We start from the raw sequence: 18,876 nt of genomic DNA, 5'->3' as shown, positions 1-18,876 counted from the left end.
GGCGACGCTCAAGCGGACGGCTTGTCGAAGGCGGGTGCGTGAATCCGGCCTGCGCTGCTATCAGCACCTGGGGCGAGCGGCGCTCCCGGATCCTGGTTCGGGTCCGAGGCCCGGGACCACCTCGGACCGCAGTCCGGGGCGAGTCCCGCCCGCCGTTGCCGCATGGTGCGCCGAACTGCTGGACGAGCCCGCGCTGGACGTGATCTCCGCGCATGCCGCCGAGTACGCCACGGAGCGGGTCTGGCGGGATCTCGTGAAGCATCATCGACGGCCCGGCGGATGTGACGACCTGGCCGCCGCCGCCCGCGAACTGTTGGACATGCGCAAGACCGTCCGCGACAGCCTGACCGCAATGATGCCGAGAGCCCACCGCGACGGATTCGTGGTCGCCTTCATCGGTGAGGCTCTCAGTCGCCTGGTCACGCTTCCCCTCGAATCCCAACTCGCCGTGGCAGCCCGTGGATTGCAGATCGCAGGCATCTGCGTGTGCGTGCTGAGCGGAGATCTCGACAACTGCGCCTGCCTTGAGGACGTCCTCAAGTCCGAAGGCGAGGAGCAGGTCAAAGCGCTGGTGACCGGTGCCATGGAGGATTGGCGAGATCTCCCCCGCCGAATGGGCGACACTCCCTAGCCGCCGTTGGGCACCACCACCCACCTGGTAAGAACGGCCGCTCCCACCGCCGCCCCGATCAACGCCACCAGCGCCACCCGCAGATCCGTCACCCCCGCCAACACCCCCACCGCCGGTCCCGCCAGCAGGAAGCCCGGCCACTGGCCGATGGTGATGACCGAGACGCCCTCTCCCGCCGGTACGCCCGGCTGGCGGCCGGCCAGGGCGATGGCTGCCGGGAGGACGCAGGCGATGCCGAGGCCGATGATCGTGAAGCCGGTCAGGGCGAGCCAGAGGGTGGGGTGGGTGACGACCGAGGTCACGCCCAGGGCCACTGTCAGGAGAGACGCGCGGAGGAAGGTGCGGCGGCCCAGGCGGGCCACGAAACGGTCGCCGAACAGGCGGCAGGCGAGGATCGCCACCGAGAACGATGTGTATGTCGCCGCGCCCAGGGCCGCGCCCTCGTTCAAGTAGTCCGCTGTGTAGACCGAGCTCCATTGGGAGGCCGCCCCCTCCACGAAGGAGCCCAGGAAGGCGATTGTCGCCAGCAGGATCAGTTGGGGAGTGAAGCGGTCGCGGAGTGGGCGGCGGTCTTCCCGGCGAGGTGCTTCCTCGTTCGGGAGGTGGGGGCCCAGGTAGAGGAGCAGGGCGCCCAACACGCCGCTGCTGGCTGCCATTTGGATGCCAGGTGAGACGCCGGTGGCCGCGGCCAGGGTGCCCAGGACGCCGCCCGCCAGGACTCCGATGCTGTAGGAGGCGTGGAACTTCGACATCAGGGGGCGTCCGTGGGTGCGCTCCACCGCGACCGCGAGGGCGTTGACCGGTGTGGCCAGGAAGGTCGCTCCCACGCCCCATGCCGTCAGGCCCAGGATGAGAGCGGGGACCGATGACGCGCCCGCCAGGACCGGCGCGTTCAGGAGTACCAACGTCGCCGCGAGCAGGCTCAGCAGGCGGGTGCTGACCCGGCCGATCAGCAGGGTGATCAGGACGATCGCGACCAGGTCGCCGGCCGCCGAGGAACTGCTCAGCAGCCCCCACTCGGCCGTGTCGACGCCGACCTGGTCGCGGATCGCGGGGATACGGGCCATCCAGCCGCCCTGCGTGCCGCCGAGGACGACGAACACGAGACAGACGGCGAGGCGGGACCTTAAGTCGGACTTGGCGCCCGCCGGCGCCGTCATCCGTTCACCCCTGTGTAGTGGTTCAGGCTCCAGCGCCAGAGGAGTCGTGCCGACAGGTATGCGGCCAGGCCCAGCAGCGGTGACGCCGCCGCCAGCCAGTACGGCGTCCCGGTGGAGTGGCCGTGGCCCGTGAGGACCGCCGCCGGGAAGTAGGCGACGAACGCGAGCGGGAGGCCGTAGGTCAGGAGGCCGCCCACCGCCCGGGGCAGGACGTTGAGCGGGTAGCTGCCGAAGGTGCCGAGGAGTTCCTCCAGCCAGCGGCCCCAGTAGTCCGCGGCCGGGAAGCGCAGCGACGCGGACGCCACCACCGTGAACAGCGCCGCCTCCAGGAGCATCCCGCCGAGCACGGCCGCGATCAGGTACGAGATGCGGCCCGCCGTCCAATCGAGGTCGCTGCGGCTGATCGCGCCCACCATCAGGCCGGTCGCCACGGTCAGGTCGCCGATCGCGTTCGTCGGGAAGTACTGGAGCTGGATCTGGCGGTAGACCGGCATCGGGCGGAGCAGATACGCGTCGATCTTGCCCTCCTGGATGTGCCGGCCGAGGCCGTGCACCCTGCCCAGGAGCAGTACGAACAGGCCGTGCGCCAGCATCCTGGTGGCCGGGATGAGCAGCACGTCCGAGCTGTCCCAGCCGCCCATCCCGGTGAACCGGGTCAGCAGCACGGTCGCGAAGACGATCACCGACACCTGCCAGATCGCACCGATCGCGATCATCATCAAGAACTCGGTGCGGTACTCCAGTTGGGCGCGGAAGTTGAGACGCGTGATGCGCCACATGATCCGGACGGCATTCATAGGCATCAGCCTCCTTGTGAGACGACACGGCGGGCGGCCCGCCGCCACAGGAACCGGGTGACCAGGCTCAGCGCGACCACCCAGGCGGCCTGCAGGGCGAGTTGGGCGCCCGCGTCGGACAGCGGGATACGGCCCACGTACAGCGACAGCGGCACGCTGAGGGTGGCCTGGAAGGGCAGGAAGGCGCTCAGCGTGAGGAACCAGTCGGGGAAGAACCACAGCGGCGCGTACACCCCGGACAGCAGGTTCTGCGCGAAGATCAGGATCATGATCGCGGCGTCGTTGCGCAGCGTCCAGAAGCACAACTGGTCGATGAGCAGCATGACGTAGTACAGGACCCACTGGCCGAGCAGCAGGCTGAGCGCGAACACCCCCGTCACGGCAGCCGACCCGGGCGGTTCGACCACCCCGGCCGCCAGACAGATCACGTATCCGGTCAACGCCCAGGCGAAGCCGTACAGTTGCTCGCCCAGCGCCCGCAGCGCGTAGTAGCGGTGCGGTGGGAGCGGGCGCAGGTACCAGTAGACGATCGTGCCGTAGTGCAGGTGCTGCACGACCGTGTCCCGGGCCGCGTACTGGTCCAACTCCCGCAGCCGGGAGGCGAGTACGGCCAGTACGGCGTACGTCACCGCCTGGTCGCGGGTGAGTCCGGCCGTCGTGCCGGTGTGTGCGTACAGGCCGTGCCACAGGGACGCGACCAGCACGATCTGCACGGTCAGCCGGAGCACCGCGGCGGTGATCCGGGGCGGTGTGTACAGCTCGCCGAGCGGGGTGACGCGCGCCGCGCGCCAGCCGTGCAGGGTCGCCATCTCAGACCGCCTCGGCGTTCGCGTGCACGTAGGCGGCCCGCATCACGTCCTCCAGGTCCGCCTCGTCGACGGCGACGCCCGTCACCTCGTACCGCTCGATGACCAGCTTCAACGCCGTGTGGACCGTCGGCGCGGCCGGTCCGTCCGGGCCGAACACCACCTGCGGGCCGTCCCGGCGCACCAGCACGATGCCCGGCAGCGGGCCGACCGGCGTGTGCGGATCGGCGAGCGTCGCCCGCACCTGCCACGTCGAGCCGAACCGGCGGCGGATCTCGTCGAGTGTGCCGTCCAGGACGAGCCGCCCGTGGTTGATCAGCACCACCCGCTCGGCGAGCCGCTCGACCTCCGTCATGTCGTGCGTGGTCAGCAGGACCGTACGCCCGCGCTCCTCCACCTGGTGCCGCAGGAACTCCCGCACCTGCTCCTTCACCACCACGTCCATGCCGATGGTCGGCTCGTCCAGGAAGACGACCATCGGGTCGTGCAGCAGCGCGGCGGCCAGATCGCAGCGCACCCGCTGGCCGAGCGAGAGATGCCGGACGCGGGTGTCCCAGAAGGTGGACAGTTCGAGGATGTCGTCGAACTCCCGCAGCCGGGCGGCGTGTTCGGCCCTGGGCACCTCGTAGATGTCGCGCAGGATCGCGAACGACTCCCGCACCGGCAGGTCCCACCACAACTGGGTGCGCTGCCCGAACACCGCGCCGATGTTACGGGCGTTGCGTTCCCGTTCCCGGTACGGCACCACGCCCGCGACCCGGGCCTCGCCCGAGGTGGGCGTCAGGATGCCGGTGAGCATCTTGATGGTGGTGGACTTGCCGGCGCCGTTCGGGCCCAGCAGGGCGAGGAGTTCGCCCTGGGACACGTCGAAGGTGATGTCGGAGACGGCGTGTTTGACGGCCCGCTCCGGATTGACCAGGGAACGGAGCGCGCCCGTGAAGCCCGGGCGGCGGACGGTGGTGTGGAAGGTGCGGGACAGTCCGCGGACCTCGATGCTGCCGATCACTCGACGAACCTCCGGGTGAGCTGGATCAGCCAGACGGTGGCCGCGAGCGAGGCGGCGGAGAGCGCGGCAAGGAGCCAGGGGACCGCGTGGATGCCCCAGGCCTCGATGCCCACGCCCAGCAGTGGCGGCGCTGCCACTCCGCCGATCATCGACGCGGCGATGACCCAGGCACCGGCGCGCTTCGCCTGGGGAAGCGCCCTGTTCAGCCAGGGCAGTCCGGTCGGGAAGACCGGCGCGATGAACAACCCAACACCCGCGTACGCCACGGGCGCCACTCCTTTTACCAGCGCCAGGAGCAGGCACACCGTCATGCCGGTCGCGCAGATCGTCAGGATGCGCTCGGGGGAGTACCGCAGCGTGAGCGGTACGACGAGGAAGCGGCCGACCGTCATCATCAGCCAGTACACGGAGGTCGCCGTGGCGGCGGCGGTCGCGCTGTGGCCGACGGTCTCCAGATGGGTGGGCTCCCATCCGCCGACGCCCGCCTCCACGGCGACGTTCAGGATGTAGAGGACGACGAAGCCGACGAGGATGCGGGAGAGACCGAGGCCACGATCCACCCGGGCCGCGGCCGGTGTCGTATCGACCGCCTTCGTACGTACGCCCTTCGAGCCCGGCACGATCAGCGCCGCCGCCAGCACCGCACAGGCCCCGAAGGCGTACGGATACGAGTCCGGCCCCAGCCACGCCACCACCGCCGGGCCGAGCACCGCGCCGATGCCGAAGTGGGCGTTCAGGACGTTCAGCATGGCCGTGGAGCGGTCGCCGAAGCCGGCCGCGAACAGCAGGTTGAGGCCGTAGTCGATCCCGCCGAAGCCGAGCCCGCCCAGGAACGCGGCGGCCAGTGCGAGCGGCCAGGTCGGGGCGAGCGCGAAGCCCGCCGCGCCCAGCGCCATCAGGACGTAACTCACCGACAGCAGCGTCCTGTTGCTGATCCGGGAGTGGATCGCGTTGAAGGCGAGGACGCCCGCGACCCCGCCCGCGAAGTGCAGACTCAGGCCGAGTCCGGCGCCCGACGGGGGCAGCCCGAACTCCGCGCGCAGGCCCGGGACGGACGGGCCGTACAGCGCTTGGAGCATGCCGATGAGGACGAAGCCGACGCAGGACGCGACCGCGGCCGGCCGGGTGAACAGCCGGCCGGCCGCGGGGGTCCTCAGGACCGTGTCGCTCAACTGACCTCCGAGAACACGAAGGAGAACTCGGCGGGCTCCGCGCGCAGGTAGTACTGCGGCAGCGGGCCCGGGCCGCAGGACTGCGAGCCGATGCCGTGCTGCCCGTGGTCGAGGTTGACCCACACTGTGTCACCCGGCGTGAGATCCGGGAGGTGGGTGGCCGCCGCCAACTGCTCGGTCGTCCAGCGCCGGGCGGTGAAGGAGAACTCCGGGTCGCCGTCGATCCGCAGCCCGCCGATCTCCGTCCAACGGACGTCGGCCCGCGCGCCGTTCTCCTGCGGACGCACGTACGGCGTCTGGAGTTCGTCGACGGTGGCGTCCCAACGGGCGATCCGCGAGGCCGACTTGGTGTCCGGGTAGCCCTCGCCCGGACCGCCGCCGAACCACCGCACCCGGTCCGCCGAAGCGTCGATCCCGAAGCGCACGCCGAGCCGCGGCAGCGGCACCGTCCAGTCGCCCTCGGGCCCCACGGACACGGTCAGCCGCAGTCGGTCGCCGTCGGAGGTCCAGCGGTACACCGTGCTCAGGCTCACCTCCCAGGCGGCTGGCGCGACCCGGGTGCGCACGGTCAGGGAGTCCTCCCCGACCTCCACCGCGTCCAGCCGGTGCCGCATGCGGTGCAGGCCGAACTTGCGCCACAGCAGCCCGTAGCGCGTGTCCGTCTGCCACTCGGCGCCGTCGTCGTTGTCCGTCGGGGCCCGCCACACGTCCAGCCGCAGGCCGTTCACGTGCACGCCACCGATCGTGCGGAGCTCGCCGGTGCGGGCGTCGAAGGTGGCCGGGCCGAGGGTGATCAGCCGCTCGCCGACCACCGGAGCGTCGGACGCGGCGAGGGACGGCAACAGCCGTGCCGCGACGGCGACTTGGCCCCACGCGACCTCATGCCCCTTCGGTGCCCAGAGGGTGTCCTCGGCGAGCAGCGCCCGCACGGTCCACCCGGTCTCGGCACCCCGTCCGTCGGGCGCCCCGGGCAGCTTGACGTCCGCGGACTCGCCGGCCGCGAGCGGCGGCACGGACAGACTGCCCGACTCGACCGTCTCGCCGTCCACTTGGTAAGACCACTCAAACGCGAACGCGGACAGATCGGCGAAGTCCTGCTTGTTCGTGATCCGTACGGTGCCGTCCGACCCGTCACCTTCGATGCCGACCGGCTCGATGACCTTCTTGAACTCGACGAGCCCGGGGGAGGGTTGCCGGTCGGGGAAGACGAGACCGTCGCAGACGAAGTTGCCGTCGTGCAGCTCCTCGCCGAAGTCGCCGCCGTAGGCGAAGCCCAGCTCCTCGTGCTTGATGCCGTGGTCGATCCACTCCCAGATGAAGCCGCCCTGGAGCCGCTCGTGCGCCTCGAACAGCCGCTGGTAGTCGGCGATCCCGCCCGGGCCGTTGCCCATGGCGTGCCCGTACTCGCAGAGGATGAGGGGGAGCCCGCGCCGCTTGTGCGTGCCCCCGTCCAACTCCTCGCCGATCCGCTCGACTTCGGCGTGGAAGGCGTACATCCGCGAGTACATGTCGGTGTCACGGCAGTCGATGTCGCCCTCGTAGTGCACGAGCCGTGAGCCGTCCCGGTCGTGGATCCACTCGGCCATCGCGGTCAGCCCGCGTCCGGTGCCGGCCTCGTTGCCCAACGACCAGATGACGACCGAGGGGTGGTTCTTGTCCCGCTCGACCATGCGGGCGGCGCGGTCGAGGAGGGCCGGGGTCCAGCGGTCGTCGTCGACGGGGTTGTCGCGCCAGGCCTGCTCCACGAAACCGTGGGTCTCCAGGTCGCACTCGTCGATCACCCACAGCCCGTACTCGTCGCACAGGTCGAGGAAGGCCGGGTGCGGCGGGTAGTGCGAGGTGCGGACGGCGTTGAGGTTGTGCCGCTTCATCAGCAGCACGTCCGCGCGCATGGTCTCCAGGTCGAGGGCGCGACCCTTCTCGGGGTGCCACTCGTGCCGGTTGACTCCCTTGAAGAGAAGGGGAGTTCCGTTGACCTTGATCAGGCCGTCCTCCAGCACGACGGTACGGAAACCGATACGCAACGGCACCCGCTCGCCCTCGGTGACCAGCTCACCGTCGTACAGCACCGGGCTCTCGGCGGTCCACGGCCGCACCGGCACCGTGACGGTCTCCCCGGTCGCGACATCGATGTCCAAGGCGGGCACGGACACCCGCCCGTCGACATCCGAGTCGACGCGCAGGGTGCCCTCGCCCGCGACATGGTCGTAGGAGGCGTGCACGAAGTGGTCGAGGACGCTGCCCGCCGGGCGGTGCAGCAGCGTCACGTCACGGAAGATGCCCGACAGCCACCACTGGTCCTGGTCCTCCAGGTAGGAGCCGGCCGACCACTGGTGCACCCGGACGGCGAGCACGTTGCCGCTCGGCTTGAGCAGATGCCCGACGGCGAACTCGTGCGGCAGCCGGGAGCCCTTGAACTCCCCGATGTCCGTGCCGTTGAGCCAGACCCGGGCGCAGGACTCCACGCCGTCGAAGCGCAGGACGACACCGCCGTCGCCGAGGTCGGGCCAGTCCGCGGGCAGGTCGAAGACGCGCAGGTGGTCGCCGGTCGGGTTCTCCGTCGGCACGTGCGGCGGGTCGACCGGGAAGGGGTAGAGGTGGTTGGTGTAGATGGGCGAGCCGAACGCGCCGTCGCCCTGGAGGACCCAGTGACCGGGGACCTGGACCTCGGCCCACTCCCCGAAGTCGAACCCGGGCTCGGCGAACGCGTCGTCCTCGGCGTCGGCCGTCGCCGACACCCGCAGGCTCCACGCGCCGTTCAGGGAGAGGGACGCGGCGTCCGAGGACGCGTACCAGGCGCGGGGCGGGAGGGCCCCGCTGCCTGGGGAGACGTCCTCGACGTAGTCGACGGCCGTTGTTGTGCGGAAAGACATCGGACTCCAGGTCTTGGGTCGTGAGGTGGGTGCGTCAGCCCTTGATGCCGGTCTGCGCGATTCCTTGGACCAGCCAGCGCTGGAGGAAGAGGAAGACGAACACCAGGGGAAGGATGGAGATGGCGGTGGCCATGAAGATCAGGTGGAAGTTGACGGTCTGGTTGGTCATGAAGGAGGAGAGCGCGATCTGGACGGTCCAGGAGCTCGGATCCTGCCCGATGACCAGCGGCCACAGGAAGGCGTTCCAGCCGCTGATGAAGGTGATCGTGGCGATCGCGGCGAAGAAGTTCAGCGAGTTGGGTACGACGATCCGCCAGTACGCGCCCCAGTAGCCGAGCCCGTCCACGCGTGCCGCCTCCTCCAGTTCTTTGGGGAACCCCAGGAAGTACTGCCGGAACAGGAAGCAGGTGAAACCACTGAACAGGCCCGGGATGATGAGGCCCCGGTAGGTGTCGACCCAGCCGAGGGACGAGACGAGAACGAAGCTCGGCACGAAGGTGACGGCCGTCGGAACCATCAGGGTCGCCAGGACGGCGTAGAAGACCTTGTTGGCGTGCCGGTAGGGGATGCGGGCCAGGCCGTAGCCGGCGAGGGAGCACACCAGCAGGGTGCCCAGGGTCATCAGGACGGCGACGACCGTGGAGTTCCACAGGGAGCGGCCGAACTGGACGGTCTGGTCGTCGAACAGCTCGGAGATGTTGCTCCACTGGAAGGAGGGGAGCAGCTTCCAGTTCTCGCCGGTGATCTCCGGGTCCGTGGAGAGGGCGTTGCGCAGGATCAGGTAGAAGGGGATCAGGAAGAGCAGGGCGGCGATGCTGACGGCGATGTACAGGCCCGTGTTGCCGAGGATGCCGCCGCGCTTCTTGCGCTTGCCGCCGACCTGCGGTGCGGTGGTGGTCACTTGGATTCCTCCCCCCTTCCGAAGCCCATGATCTTGCCCTGGGCGAGGGTGACGATGCAGATCAGCAGGGACAGGATGACCGCGCCCGCGCTGCCGGCGCCGTAGTCCTGGCTGGAGCCGAGAGCCGTCTTGTAGAGCTCCATGAGCGGTGTCTGCGCCCAGGTCGCCTTGGTCCCGATGATGTTGAAGAACTCGTCGAACGCCTGGTAGGCGGCGATGAGCAGCAGCAGGATCACCGCGGTCGAGGTGGCCCGCAGTTGGGGCAGGGTGATGTACCGGAAGGTCTGCCAGCCGGGCTTGGCGCCGTCGATGGCAGCGGCCTCGTACAGCTCCGCCGGGATGTTCTGCAGCGCCGCCAGGAACAGGATCATGTAGAAACCGGCCTGGATCCACAGGCGCAGGGTCAGGATGACCAGCCAGTACCAGGGCGGGTTGGGACTGGCCAGATAGGCGATGTTCTCGACGCCGAACCAGCCGAGGACCGTGTTCATCAGGCCGAAGCGGACGCCGCTGAAGATGGACATCTTCCAGATCAGCGCGGCGGCGACGTACGACACGGCGGTCGGCAGGAAGAACACCGACCGGAAGAACGCCCGCATGAACCGCAGCCGGTTCACTAGCAGCGCCAGACCCAGCGACAGCGCCCATGTGGTCGGCACGATGAACGCGGCGAACAGCGTGAACGTCACCAGCGAGTCGGGGAAGTTGCTGTTCGTCAGGATCTGCTTGTAGTTGTCGAAGCCGACGAAATGACTCGGCGTGACGGTGTAGCGGGCGTCGAAGAAGCTGAGCCAGATGCTCCATCCGATGGGGACGAAGACGAAGATCACCAGGCCGATGAGGAACGGGCCGGTGAAGAGCCAGAAGTTCAGGGTGGCGTTGCCCCGCAGCCCGCGCCGCGGCCGGGCCTGGGAGGCCTTGGCCGCGGCGGGCTGGGCGACCCCGTGTGTGGTGGTGGTCGACATCTCGGGTTCCGTCCGCCGGCCTATCCGAACAGCTTCTTGAGCTCGACGTCGACCTTCTTGTCGCAGGCGTCGAGCGCGGCCTCCGGGTTGCCGTTCTTGCGGACGGAGTTCGCGATCACGTCGGCGAACGCGGTCTGCATCGTCTGGTCGTAGGCGATGTTGTCGAAGTGGCCGTAGTCCGTGAAGAGCTTGACGCCCTCGGCGGGCAGTCCGGACTTGAGTTTGGTGGCCGAGTTGGCGATCGAGGTGCGCGGCGGGATGTGGAAGCCGTAGGAGGTCGCCCAGTCCTCCTGGTACTTCTTCTGCTCGATCCACAGCCACTTGACGTACGCCTTGGCCGCCTCGACGTTCTCGCCCTTGGCGTTGACGAACATCGACCAACCGCCGTTGTAGACCGACTGCTTGCCCTTGCTGCCGATGCTGGGGAAGGGGAAGATGCCCAGGTCGTCGCCGAGTGCCTTCTGCATGACCGGCATGGACCACATACCGCCCCACTGGATGGCGCACAGGCCCTGGTCGAGCGAGGACGGGTCCCAGAAGTCGGTCGGGGCGTCGAGGAGCACGTGACCGCTGGTGAAGAGCTGGCGGAGCTGCTTGAGGCCCTGGACGACACCGTCCGTGTGGTACGCGATCTTGTTGTTCGCGTCGATCGTGTCGGCGCCGGCGGACCAGATGATGGGGTTCTGGATCGCGGTGAAGTCGTTGCCGAGGAAGACGCCCTTGACCTTGCCGGTGGTGAGCTTGGCGGCGGCTTCCAGCAGCTCGTCGAGGGTGGTGGGGACGTCGACCTTGGCCTTCTCCAGCATCGACTTGCGGTAGTAGAAGAACTGCGGGTCGTCGATCATCCGGATCCCGTAGATCTTCCCGTCCACCGTGTGCGACTTGATGTCGGCCGGGTTGAAGTCGTCCTTGACCGGATCGATGATGTCGCTGAGGTCTGCCACCTGACCGCTCTTGACCAGCTGCAGCTGCGGGTGGAACTCGAAGACGTCGGGCGCCTGCTTGGTCAGCAGGGACGAGAAGAGCTTGGCCTCGAAGTTGTTGCCGGTGATCCAGTTCGTGGTCACGTCGGCCTTGGAGTACGCCTTCGCGTACCGCTTGATGGCCTGCTCGGTCCCGGCCTCGCCGTACGCGTGGAAGTACTGGACGAGCTGCTTGCCCGAACCGCTGCCGCCCCCACGCCCGTTGTTGCCCCCACACGCGGCCAGCGTCCCCGCCGCCGCCATGCCCGCGGCGGCCCGGAAGATCGATCGGCGGGACCAGTTGCTGTTGCTCATTGCCGACATGCTGACGTCCTTGTCTGTCGAGTGCGGCTGCGGCTCCACGGCTCAGTGGCCAGGTGGCTGAAATCAGGTGCGGTGCGGGACGTTAACCTTCGGCTAAGGCTTCGGCAAGGGGTTGGACGAAGTCTGTTCGAAGCGTTGTGTGCGGTTCGGAATGCCGAACGTAGGCGTGTCGCAAGGGGGTTGAGGGCTGCCGGCCGAGAAGCGGTCGGCAGCCCTCTGTGCAGGGGAAATGGGGTGCGGGGGACCTAGTGCGAGGGGCTAACCGCTCTTGGTCCAGACCTCGTTGGTCCCGCCGTTGCAGCTGTACGGAATCACCTTGCTGCCGTCGGCGGTCGCCTGCCCGCTGACGTCCAGGCACTTGCCGGACGCCTCGCTGAGGATCTGCCCGTTGGCGTTCAGCAGCCAGCGTTGAGAGGCGTCACCGGTGGCGTCGGCGGCCGTCGCGAGGGCTCCCGCACTCCCCGCCGTCAGATAGCCGTTCACGCCCTTCAGGCGACCCTTCGCGTCGTACGACCAGGACTGCCCCGCGTCACCGGTGCACGTACCGATCGCGGCCCCGGATGCGTCCGCGACCAGGCACTTGCCGGACTGCTTCCCGACCAGCGCGCCCGTGACCGCCGTACTGCCGTGGCCCTTCTGGTCCAGGACGTACGTCGTGATCGAGCGGCCGGCGAGCGTCGCGGAGACCGTGCCCGAACTCACCGACGGCTTCGCCGCCTTGGCCCAGTCCTCGGTGGCCGAGGTCCGCACGGCCTGTGAAGTCCGCACCGGAGTACGGCTGTTGAAGTGCAGACTCAGGGGCGTGTCCGTGGAGTTGTGGTTGTTGACCACGACCACCCACTTGCCGTCCCGGTCGTACGTCGACACCTCGACCCCGTCAGGTACGCCGGTCACGTTGTGCGCCACCGAGCCCGGCTTCACGAACCGGCTGTACTGGCCCAGCGCGTAGTACCGCTTGGTGAAGTACAGCGACTGGTTGCCGTTGGTCGCGTAGTCGGGGTCGTAGTAGATCAGGCCGTCGTTCCAGCCCTCGTCGTTCCTCGTGTACGGGTCGCTGCCGTAGCCGCTCGCGAGCGCCACCCACCACTGGAAGGCGGAGTCGTGGGAGCTCGCGAAGTCCTTGTAGATGATCCGGGACATCAGCAGGGCGTTGTCGATGCCGGGGTCGTACTCCTGGTTCCAGCCGGTCGTGCCCTTGCCGAAGCAGCAGATCTCGGTGGCCCAGGAGGTCCTGCCGACCGACTTCGCCGTCTCATAGACGTTGCCCAACTGGCCGTCGCTGGGGTTGTTGTACGTGTGGTGGGCCAGCTTGGACACGTACTGCGCGGTGTCCGGCTGGTTGATCCACTGCGGGACCTCGGTGCTGAACTGGACCGTGCTGCTGGACTCGTCGGCGATGATCCCGGTCCGCTGGTGCCGGGCCTTCTGCTCGGCGCCCAACGCCCGCACGATGTCGTCGCGTTGGTCGACGGTGACCTGCATGCCCTCCTGGCCGCAGTCGCCGAAGGTGTTGTCGGGCTCGTTGAACGGGCTGATGTAGTCGAACTTCGCGCCCTGGCGGGCGAGGTGATCGGTCACGTCGGCCACGTACTTGGTGAAGTCCGGCACGTTCTCGGGCTTCAACCGGCCGCCGCAGCTCTGCCCGTTGGTCGTCCACCGGGCCGGCGCGCTGTTGACGAAGCCGATCAGGTCCTGGACGCCGTACTTCGCCGCGTACTTCAGGAACGTCCGGCCGCCCTTGTCCTTGCTCCAGTCGTAACCGCCGTCAGGGTTGAGGAAGTCCTGGGCGGCGCGGGCCGGTGTGGTGACCGCGGTGCCGCCACCGCCGATGTTGTAGCGGTACGAACTCAGGTCCAGGCCCTGCTCGGAGAAGAGCAGCTTCGCCACCCGGGCCTGCGTCTTGGGGGAGAAGTGCTGAAGGTCGTTGACCCACCAGGCGCCGGACACGCCGATGTCGTCGATGGTCTGGGCCGCGTGCGGCGAGACCTGGGCCGGCGTGGTGGCGGCCGAGGCGGGCGGGGCCGATATCAGGGGTCCCGCGACGGCGAGTGCGGCTGCGGCCGTCAGCAGGAACGGTCTCCTGGGGTGGGGGCGAGGGTGGGGGTGGGGGTGGGGGTGAGTCATGTGCATCCCTTCCGTCGTCATGAAGGCGGTGCGGTACGGCTCCTTGCGGGAGTGGTGCGTTTCGCATTCCTCTGCCCAACCGACTGCAGTGCCCCTTCGAGCGCGAACGTGGCCGCGCCCAGGCACACCGGGTCGGTGGGGATGGGGGAGAGGACGATCTCGGTGGCGGCGAACGGCCGGGGCAGCGCGTGCCGGGCGACGGCCTCGCGCACCTCCGCGACCAGGGGTTCGCCGAGGGCGGCCGCGACCCAGCTGCTGAGCACGACCACTTCGGGGTTGAACAGGTTGACCAGGTCGGCGACGCCGGCGCCGAGGTACTTGACGGTGTCCCGGATCGCCTTCACCGCGACCGGGTCGCCCGTACGCAGCCCCTCGGCCAGCGCGGCGATGGTGGCCGTCTGGTCCTCGGGGTGCAGCAGGGTGCTGTCGGGGCTCAACTCCCGCAGATTCAGCATGATTCCGGACGCGCCGACGTAGGCCTCCACGCAGCCGTGCTTGCCGCAGCGGCACAGCCGGCCGTCCAGCACGATCGTGGTGTGGCCCCATTCGCCGGCGCTGTTGCTGACGCCCCGGTGCAGCCCGCCGCCCAGGACGAGCCCGGCGCCCACGCCGGTCCCGAGGTTGACCACCACGGCGTCCCCGCGCCCGCGCGCGGCCCCGAACCACAGCTCGGCCACCGCGGAGGCACGCAGCGGGTTGTCCAGGTAGAGCGGGTAGGCGATGTGCTCGGTGAGCAGGTCGAGCAGGGGCACGTCGTGCCAGTTCCAGTTCGGCGCGTACTCCGAGACGCCGGTGGCGCGGTCCACCTGTCCCGGCACGCTCACCCCGACGCCGAGCACCCGCGCGCCCTCGATGCCGGCCTGCGCGACCACCGAGCCGACGGCGGCGGCGACATGGCTGACCACCTGCTCGGGGAGGCTCTCCCCGGGACGCATGTCCTCGTCGGCGCGGGCCAGCACGTTCAACGCCAGGTCGAACAGCTCGACATGGACGTACGTCTCCGCGATGTCGACGCCGATCAGCGCGCCCCCCGACGCGTTGACGGCCACCAGGCCCCGGGGGCGGCCGCCCGCCGAGTCCTCGAACCCGACCTCCGTGATCATCCGCAGGTCGAGCAACTCACCGACGAGCGTGGCGACCGTGGCCAGGCTCAGTCCGGTCGCCGCCGCCAACTCCTGCCGGGAGGTGGGAGATGCGGCGATGATCTGGCGCAGCACCTCGTATCGGTTCGCCGTACGGATGTCACGTGATGTGCGCTTCACCGCGTCTGTCCCCCGTCCCTTCGCTCCTGCGGACCGGGACACGACGGCACCGGCGCGGCGCAAGGCTATGGGCTGGCGGGGACTTTCGACAAGGGGTTAGGAAAGGGGCTTTATAAAGTCGTGAAGCCCACGAGTGGAGGGTCAGTCGCCCAAGACGTCCCGCACGAAGGCGTTGGCGAACTTGCCGCGGGGGTCCAGCGTACGGGCCAGCTCCCGGAAGTCGCCGAGCCGCGGATACCGCTCGCGCAGCACCGGTGCCGGCATCGTGAACACCTTGCCCCAGTGCGGCCGCGCGTCGAAGGCGTCCAGCGCCGTCTCCACCGCCCGCACCACCGGCAGCACGGCCTCGGTGTCGTCGATCCAGGTGAAGTGCGCGGCCACCGTGTCCCGTCCGTACGCCGGGCTGAGCCACTGCGCGTCCGCGGCCACCGTGCGCACCTCGCAGACCTGCAGCAGGGGTGCGATCGTCGTCCGGATCGCGTCCAGCGCGTGCAGCGCGTCGAGGGCGTACGGCCTCGGCAGCAGGTACTCGGACTGCAGCTCGGTGCCGCTGCTCGGCGTGAACTCGGCCCGGAAATGCGGGAGTCGCTCGTGCCACGGGCCCGGCACGCCGAACTGCTCGGTGCAGTTGAGGGCGGGCATCCCCGGCACCGGGTGCAGCTTCTCGGTCGCCGGGGCGGCCCACGGGAAGTCCGGGAGCGGCTGGTCGGTGCGCCGCTTGAGCCACACCTGCCGAAAGCCCGACGCACGCCAGTCGGTGAACAGGCTCACGCTGTACGCCGTCGCGGCGACCGTCTCGAAGTCCAGCCCCGCGAGCGGGAGTTCGGTGAACACGTACTGCTCGACGTCGAAGCCCGGCTCCAGGTCGAGGGTGAGGGTGGTGACGACGCCCAGCGCGCCCAGCGAGGTGACGGCGCCGTCGAAGCGGTCGTCGCCGCGCCCGATCGTCACCGTCGAGCCGTCCGCCGTGACGATCTCGACCTCGTGCACGACCGACGCGAGCGAGCCGTTGGCCACCCCCGAGCCGTGGGTGCCGGTCGCGACCGAGCCGGCCACGGAGATGTGCGGCAGGGAGGCCATGTTGGGCAGGGCGAGGCCGTGCGCGTGCACGACCCGGGCCAGCTCGGCGTACCGGACGCCGCCCGAGACCCGTACCGTGCGCGCCGTGGTGTCCACGTCGATCACCGGGGGCAGTTCGGCGGTCGACAGCAGGACGCCGTCGGCACCCGGCTCGGCGATCTCGTTGAAGGAGTGCCCGCTGCCCAGCACCCGCACCTTCGCGCTGTCGGCCACCAGGGCCCTCAGGGCGTCGAGCGAGTGCGGGCGGTGCAGCTCCTTGGCGGCATAGGTGATGTTGCCCGCCCAGTTGGTGACGGTCCCGGTCATCCCGTTGTCCCTCCCCGTGGCATCGAGAGCCACGACCTCACAGGTGGAACCTACCTCGCCGCTCCGGGGTCCGCGCAGCCGGTATCGGGCGCTGCGGTGCGACGGATTTCGTTGCCGTAGGCGGGCACGGCAACAGATACAGCCACCCCCTATCCGGCCTGGGTGCGTTTTCGTTAGCTTTGCGCCCATGACGTCCAGCCCGCCGCCCGCCCAGCCCCCTCTGTCCGCCGACCTCCCGCGGACCGACCTGACCCGTCACCGCCGGCTGCGCGAGCAGGGCAGCCTCGACCGGGCCGACCTGGACGCGATCCTGGACGCCGGGTTCGTCTGTCACCTCGGTGTGGTCGTGGACGGGCGGCCCCTGGTCGTGCCGACGGTGTACGGGCGTGACGAGCGGTGGCTCTATCTGCACGGCTCGGTGGCCAGTCGCAGCCTCGCCGGCGACCTGCCCGTCTGCGTCACCGTCACCCACGTGGACGGCCTGGTCCTGGCCCGGTCGGTGTTCGAGCACGGGGTCAACTACCGGAGCGCCGTGATCCACGGTGTACCGCGCGAGGTCACCGACCCCGACGAGAAGCTGGTCGGCCTGCGCACGCTCACCGAGCACGCGACGCCCGGCCAGTGGTCGTACGCCCGCCGCCCGAACCGCAAGGAACTCGCCGCCACCACCCTCCTCGCCCTCTCCCTGGAGGAGGCCTCGGTCAAGATCCGCACCGGGGCCCCGGACGACGGCGACGGCCCCGACGCGGAGCTGGGGGTGTGGGCGGGAACGCTGCCGCTGACCTCGACGTGGGGCGCGCCCGTGCCGGATCCGGTGCTGCCGCCGGATATCCCGGTGCCGGAACACATCGCGCGCCGCGAGGGGGCCAGGCAAGGCTGACCCGGCAGTGGTCTTTGAACCCGCGCCCGTGTCGCTCGCGCGCCGGGGCGGTATGGCCGACCCGACCCGATCCGCACCACATCATGCCCCCCGCTCCCACCCCGAGACCGCCGGAGGCATACCGTGAGGAGTCGAACGACTGAGCCGGGAGGAGAGATCGGGATGGGCAGCCGTACCGCACTGGTCGAGGATCTGATGGAGCGGTTTCCGCACGTACCGCGGGAAGCCGTCTTCAAGGAGGACCTGCTGCGTGGCGGCGTGGCCTTCGACCCCTCCGCGCTGAGCGACAACGAGTCCGGCGAGGTCAAGCCGAAGTCGTACTTCATCTTCTCCTTCGACCACGGCACCCTGCCGGAGCTGGGCGAGGCCGCGCTGCGCCGCCCGCCGGAGGAGATCATCCTCACCGGCGGCCCGTACGACCTGCGCCGCACCGTCGTCTCCGTGCGCGTGAACCCGGCCTCGCCGTACCGCGTGGCCTCCGACGAGCACGGTGTCCTCGGCCTCTACCTCGACGGCAAGCGCATCGCCGACGTCGGGGTGCCGCCGATGCCGGAGTACTACCGGCACAAGCTCGCCAACGGGAAGTCCGTGATGGAGGTGGCCCCGACCATCCAGTGGGGTTACCTGATCTACCTCACCGTCTTCCGCGTCTGCCAGTACTTCGGCGCCAAGGAGGAGTGCCAGTACTGCGACATCAACCACAACTGGCGCCAGCACAAGGCGGCCGGGCGCCCGTACACGGGCGTCAAGGACGTCGAGGAGGTGCTGGAGGCGCTGGAGATCATCGACCGGTACGACACCGCGAAGGTGTCCACCGCCTACACCCTCACCGGCGGCGCGATCACCAAGACGGTCGCCGGGCGCGACGAGGCCGACTTCTACGGCCACTACGCCAAGGCCATCGAGGAGCGCTTCCCGGGCCGCTGGATCGGCAAGGTCGTCGCGCAGGCGCTGCCGAAGGACGACGTGCAGCGCTTCAAGGACTACGGCGTGCAGATCTACCACCCCAACTACGAGGTGTGGGACGAGTACCTCTTCAAGCTGCACTGCCCCGGCAAGGAGCGGTACGTCGGCCGCGACGAGTGGCACAAGCGGATTCTCGACTCGGCGGAGATCTTCGGCGCGCGCAACGTGATCCCCAACTTCGTGGCGGGCGTGGAGATGGCGGAGCCGTTCGGCTTCAAGACCGTCGACGAGGCGATCGCGTCGACGACCGAGGGCCTGCGTTTCTTCATGTCGCAGGGCATCACGCCCCGCTTCACCACCTGGTGCCCGGAGCCCACCACCCCGCTCGGCAAGGCCAACCCGCAGGGCGCCCCGCTGGAGTACCACATCCGTCTGCTGGAGGCCTACCGCGCCACCATGGAGGACTTCGGGCTCCAGTCCCCGCCCGGATACGGCGAACCGGGCCCCGGCCGCGCCGTCTTCTCCGTCAGCTCCTTCATGGACAGCCTGCCCGCCCGCGAGGACAGCCCCTCCGCACCGGAGCCGACTCAGGTGTGACTCCCGCCGTCCCGCCGGACACGGAGGGATGTCATCGAAACATCTCGGCGTTCCTTCCGTATAACTCTCGTAGCAACGAGGAGTGGATGCAGGAGCGGTAGCGGGGGTGCACCGGCGGTCGTCG

The 18,876-nt window shown here is 69.4% G+C and carries 15 protein-coding genes; 3 read left to right on the top strand and 12 right to left on the bottom strand.

Going from position 1 to position 18,876, the window contains the following annotated elements; all coding sequences use genetic code 11:
- The first annotated feature begins 34 nt into the window (after positions 1 to 34).
- Complete coding sequence (locus tag M2283_RS04115; protein WP_280874553.1) at positions 35 to 631, top strand: hypothetical protein; 597 nt, start codon at positions 35 to 37, stop codon at positions 629 to 631.
- Here the strand turns inward: M2283_RS04115 and M2283_RS04110 are convergent.
- The 12 genes from M2283_RS04110 to M2283_RS04055 all read right to left on the bottom strand — a co-directional run bounded on the left by M2283_RS04110 (position 628) and on the right by M2283_RS04055 (position 16,369).
- Positions 628 to 1,791, bottom strand: coding sequence for an MFS transporter (locus tag M2283_RS04110; protein WP_280874552.1), 1,164 nt, complete (start codon positions 1,789 to 1,791; stop codon positions 628 to 630). The two genes, M2283_RS04115 and M2283_RS04110, sit on opposite strands and share 4 nt — an antisense overlap.
- Entirely contained in the window at positions 1,788 to 2,588 is an 801-nt protein-coding gene (locus tag M2283_RS04105; RefSeq protein WP_280874716.1) for an ABC transporter permease, read from the bottom strand. The genes M2283_RS04110 and M2283_RS04105 overlap by 4 nt, the downstream gene beginning before the upstream one ends.
- 5 nt (positions 2,589 to 2,593) lie before the next feature.
- Positions 2,594 to 3,397 (bottom strand): ABC transporter permease, encoded by an 804-nt coding sequence (locus M2283_RS04100; RefSeq protein ID WP_280874551.1) that lies wholly within the window; start codon positions 3,395 to 3,397, stop codon positions 2,594 to 2,596.
- A 1-nt stretch (position 3,398) separates the two neighbouring features.
- The gene (locus tag M2283_RS04095) at positions 3,399 to 4,400 is read right to left on the bottom strand and encodes an ABC transporter ATP-binding protein (protein ID WP_280874550.1); all 1,002 of its coding nucleotides are present in this window, start codon (positions 4,398 to 4,400) and stop codon (positions 3,399 to 3,401) included.
- A complete protein-coding gene (locus tag M2283_RS04090) occupies positions 4,397 to 5,572 on the bottom strand; it encodes an MFS transporter (protein WP_280874549.1) in 1,176 nt (391 codons plus the stop codon). The genes M2283_RS04095 and M2283_RS04090 overlap by 4 nt, the downstream gene beginning before the upstream one ends.
- Entirely contained in the window at positions 5,569 to 8,445 is a 2,877-nt protein-coding gene (locus M2283_RS04085) for a glycoside hydrolase family 2 TIM barrel-domain containing protein (protein WP_280874548.1), read from the bottom strand. Before M2283_RS04085 ends, M2283_RS04090 begins: the two co-directional genes overlap by 4 nt.
- Before the next feature lie 34 nt (positions 8,446 to 8,479).
- On the bottom strand, positions 8,480 to 9,346 hold the full coding sequence (locus M2283_RS04080) for a carbohydrate ABC transporter permease (RefSeq protein ID WP_280874547.1): 867 nt from the start codon (positions 9,344 to 9,346) through the stop codon (positions 8,480 to 8,482).
- A complete protein-coding gene (locus M2283_RS04075) occupies positions 9,343 to 10,311 on the bottom strand; it encodes a carbohydrate ABC transporter permease (protein WP_280874546.1) in 969 nt (322 codons plus the stop codon). The genes M2283_RS04080 and M2283_RS04075 overlap by 4 nt, the downstream gene beginning before the upstream one ends.
- Positions 10,312 to 10,331: 20 nt before the next feature.
- Complete coding sequence (locus M2283_RS04070; RefSeq protein ID WP_280874545.1) at positions 10,332 to 11,597, bottom strand: ABC transporter substrate-binding protein; 1,266 nt, start codon at positions 11,595 to 11,597, stop codon at positions 10,332 to 10,334.
- Positions 11,598 to 11,855: 258 nt separating this feature from the next.
- On the bottom strand, positions 11,856 to 13,727 hold the full coding sequence (locus M2283_RS04065) for a glycoside hydrolase (RefSeq protein ID WP_432423024.1): 1,872 nt from the start codon (positions 13,725 to 13,727) through the stop codon (positions 11,856 to 11,858).
- An 11-nt stretch (positions 13,728 to 13,738) separates the two neighbouring features.
- The gene (locus M2283_RS04060) at positions 13,739 to 14,983 is read right to left on the bottom strand and encodes an ROK family transcriptional regulator (protein ID WP_280874543.1); all 1,245 of its coding nucleotides are present in this window, start codon (positions 14,981 to 14,983) and stop codon (positions 13,739 to 13,741) included.
- Positions 14,984 to 15,124: 141 nt separating this feature from the next.
- Positions 15,125 to 16,369: an FAD-binding protein gene (locus tag M2283_RS04055; protein ID WP_280874542.1), complete on the bottom strand. Its 1,245-nt coding sequence runs from the start codon at positions 16,367 to 16,369 to the stop codon at positions 15,125 to 15,127.
- A 187-nt stretch (positions 16,370 to 16,556) separates the two neighbouring features.
- Between M2283_RS04055 and M2283_RS04050 the strand changes: the two genes are divergently transcribed.
- Both M2283_RS04050 and M2283_RS04045 read left to right on the top strand, forming a co-directional pair.
- Positions 16,557 to 17,249, top strand: coding sequence for a pyridoxamine 5'-phosphate oxidase family protein (locus tag M2283_RS04050; protein ID WP_280874540.1), 693 nt, complete (start codon positions 16,557 to 16,559; stop codon positions 17,247 to 17,249).
- A 162-nt stretch (positions 17,250 to 17,411) separates the two neighbouring features.
- A complete protein-coding gene (locus M2283_RS04045) occupies positions 17,412 to 18,752 on the top strand; it encodes a radical SAM protein (protein WP_280874539.1) in 1,341 nt (446 codons plus the stop codon).
- Positions 18,753 to 18,876: the final 124 nt, after the last annotated feature.

Origin of the sequence: Streptomyces pseudovenezuelae (genome assembly GCF_029892565.1) — a bacterium.
Taxonomy (GTDB): Bacteria; Actinomycetota; Actinomycetes; order Streptomycetales; family Streptomycetaceae; genus Streptomyces; species Streptomyces pseudovenezuelae_A.
The sequence above is the reverse complement of the archived record's forward strand: the minus strand, read 5'-3'. Positions and strand labels throughout refer to the sequence as shown.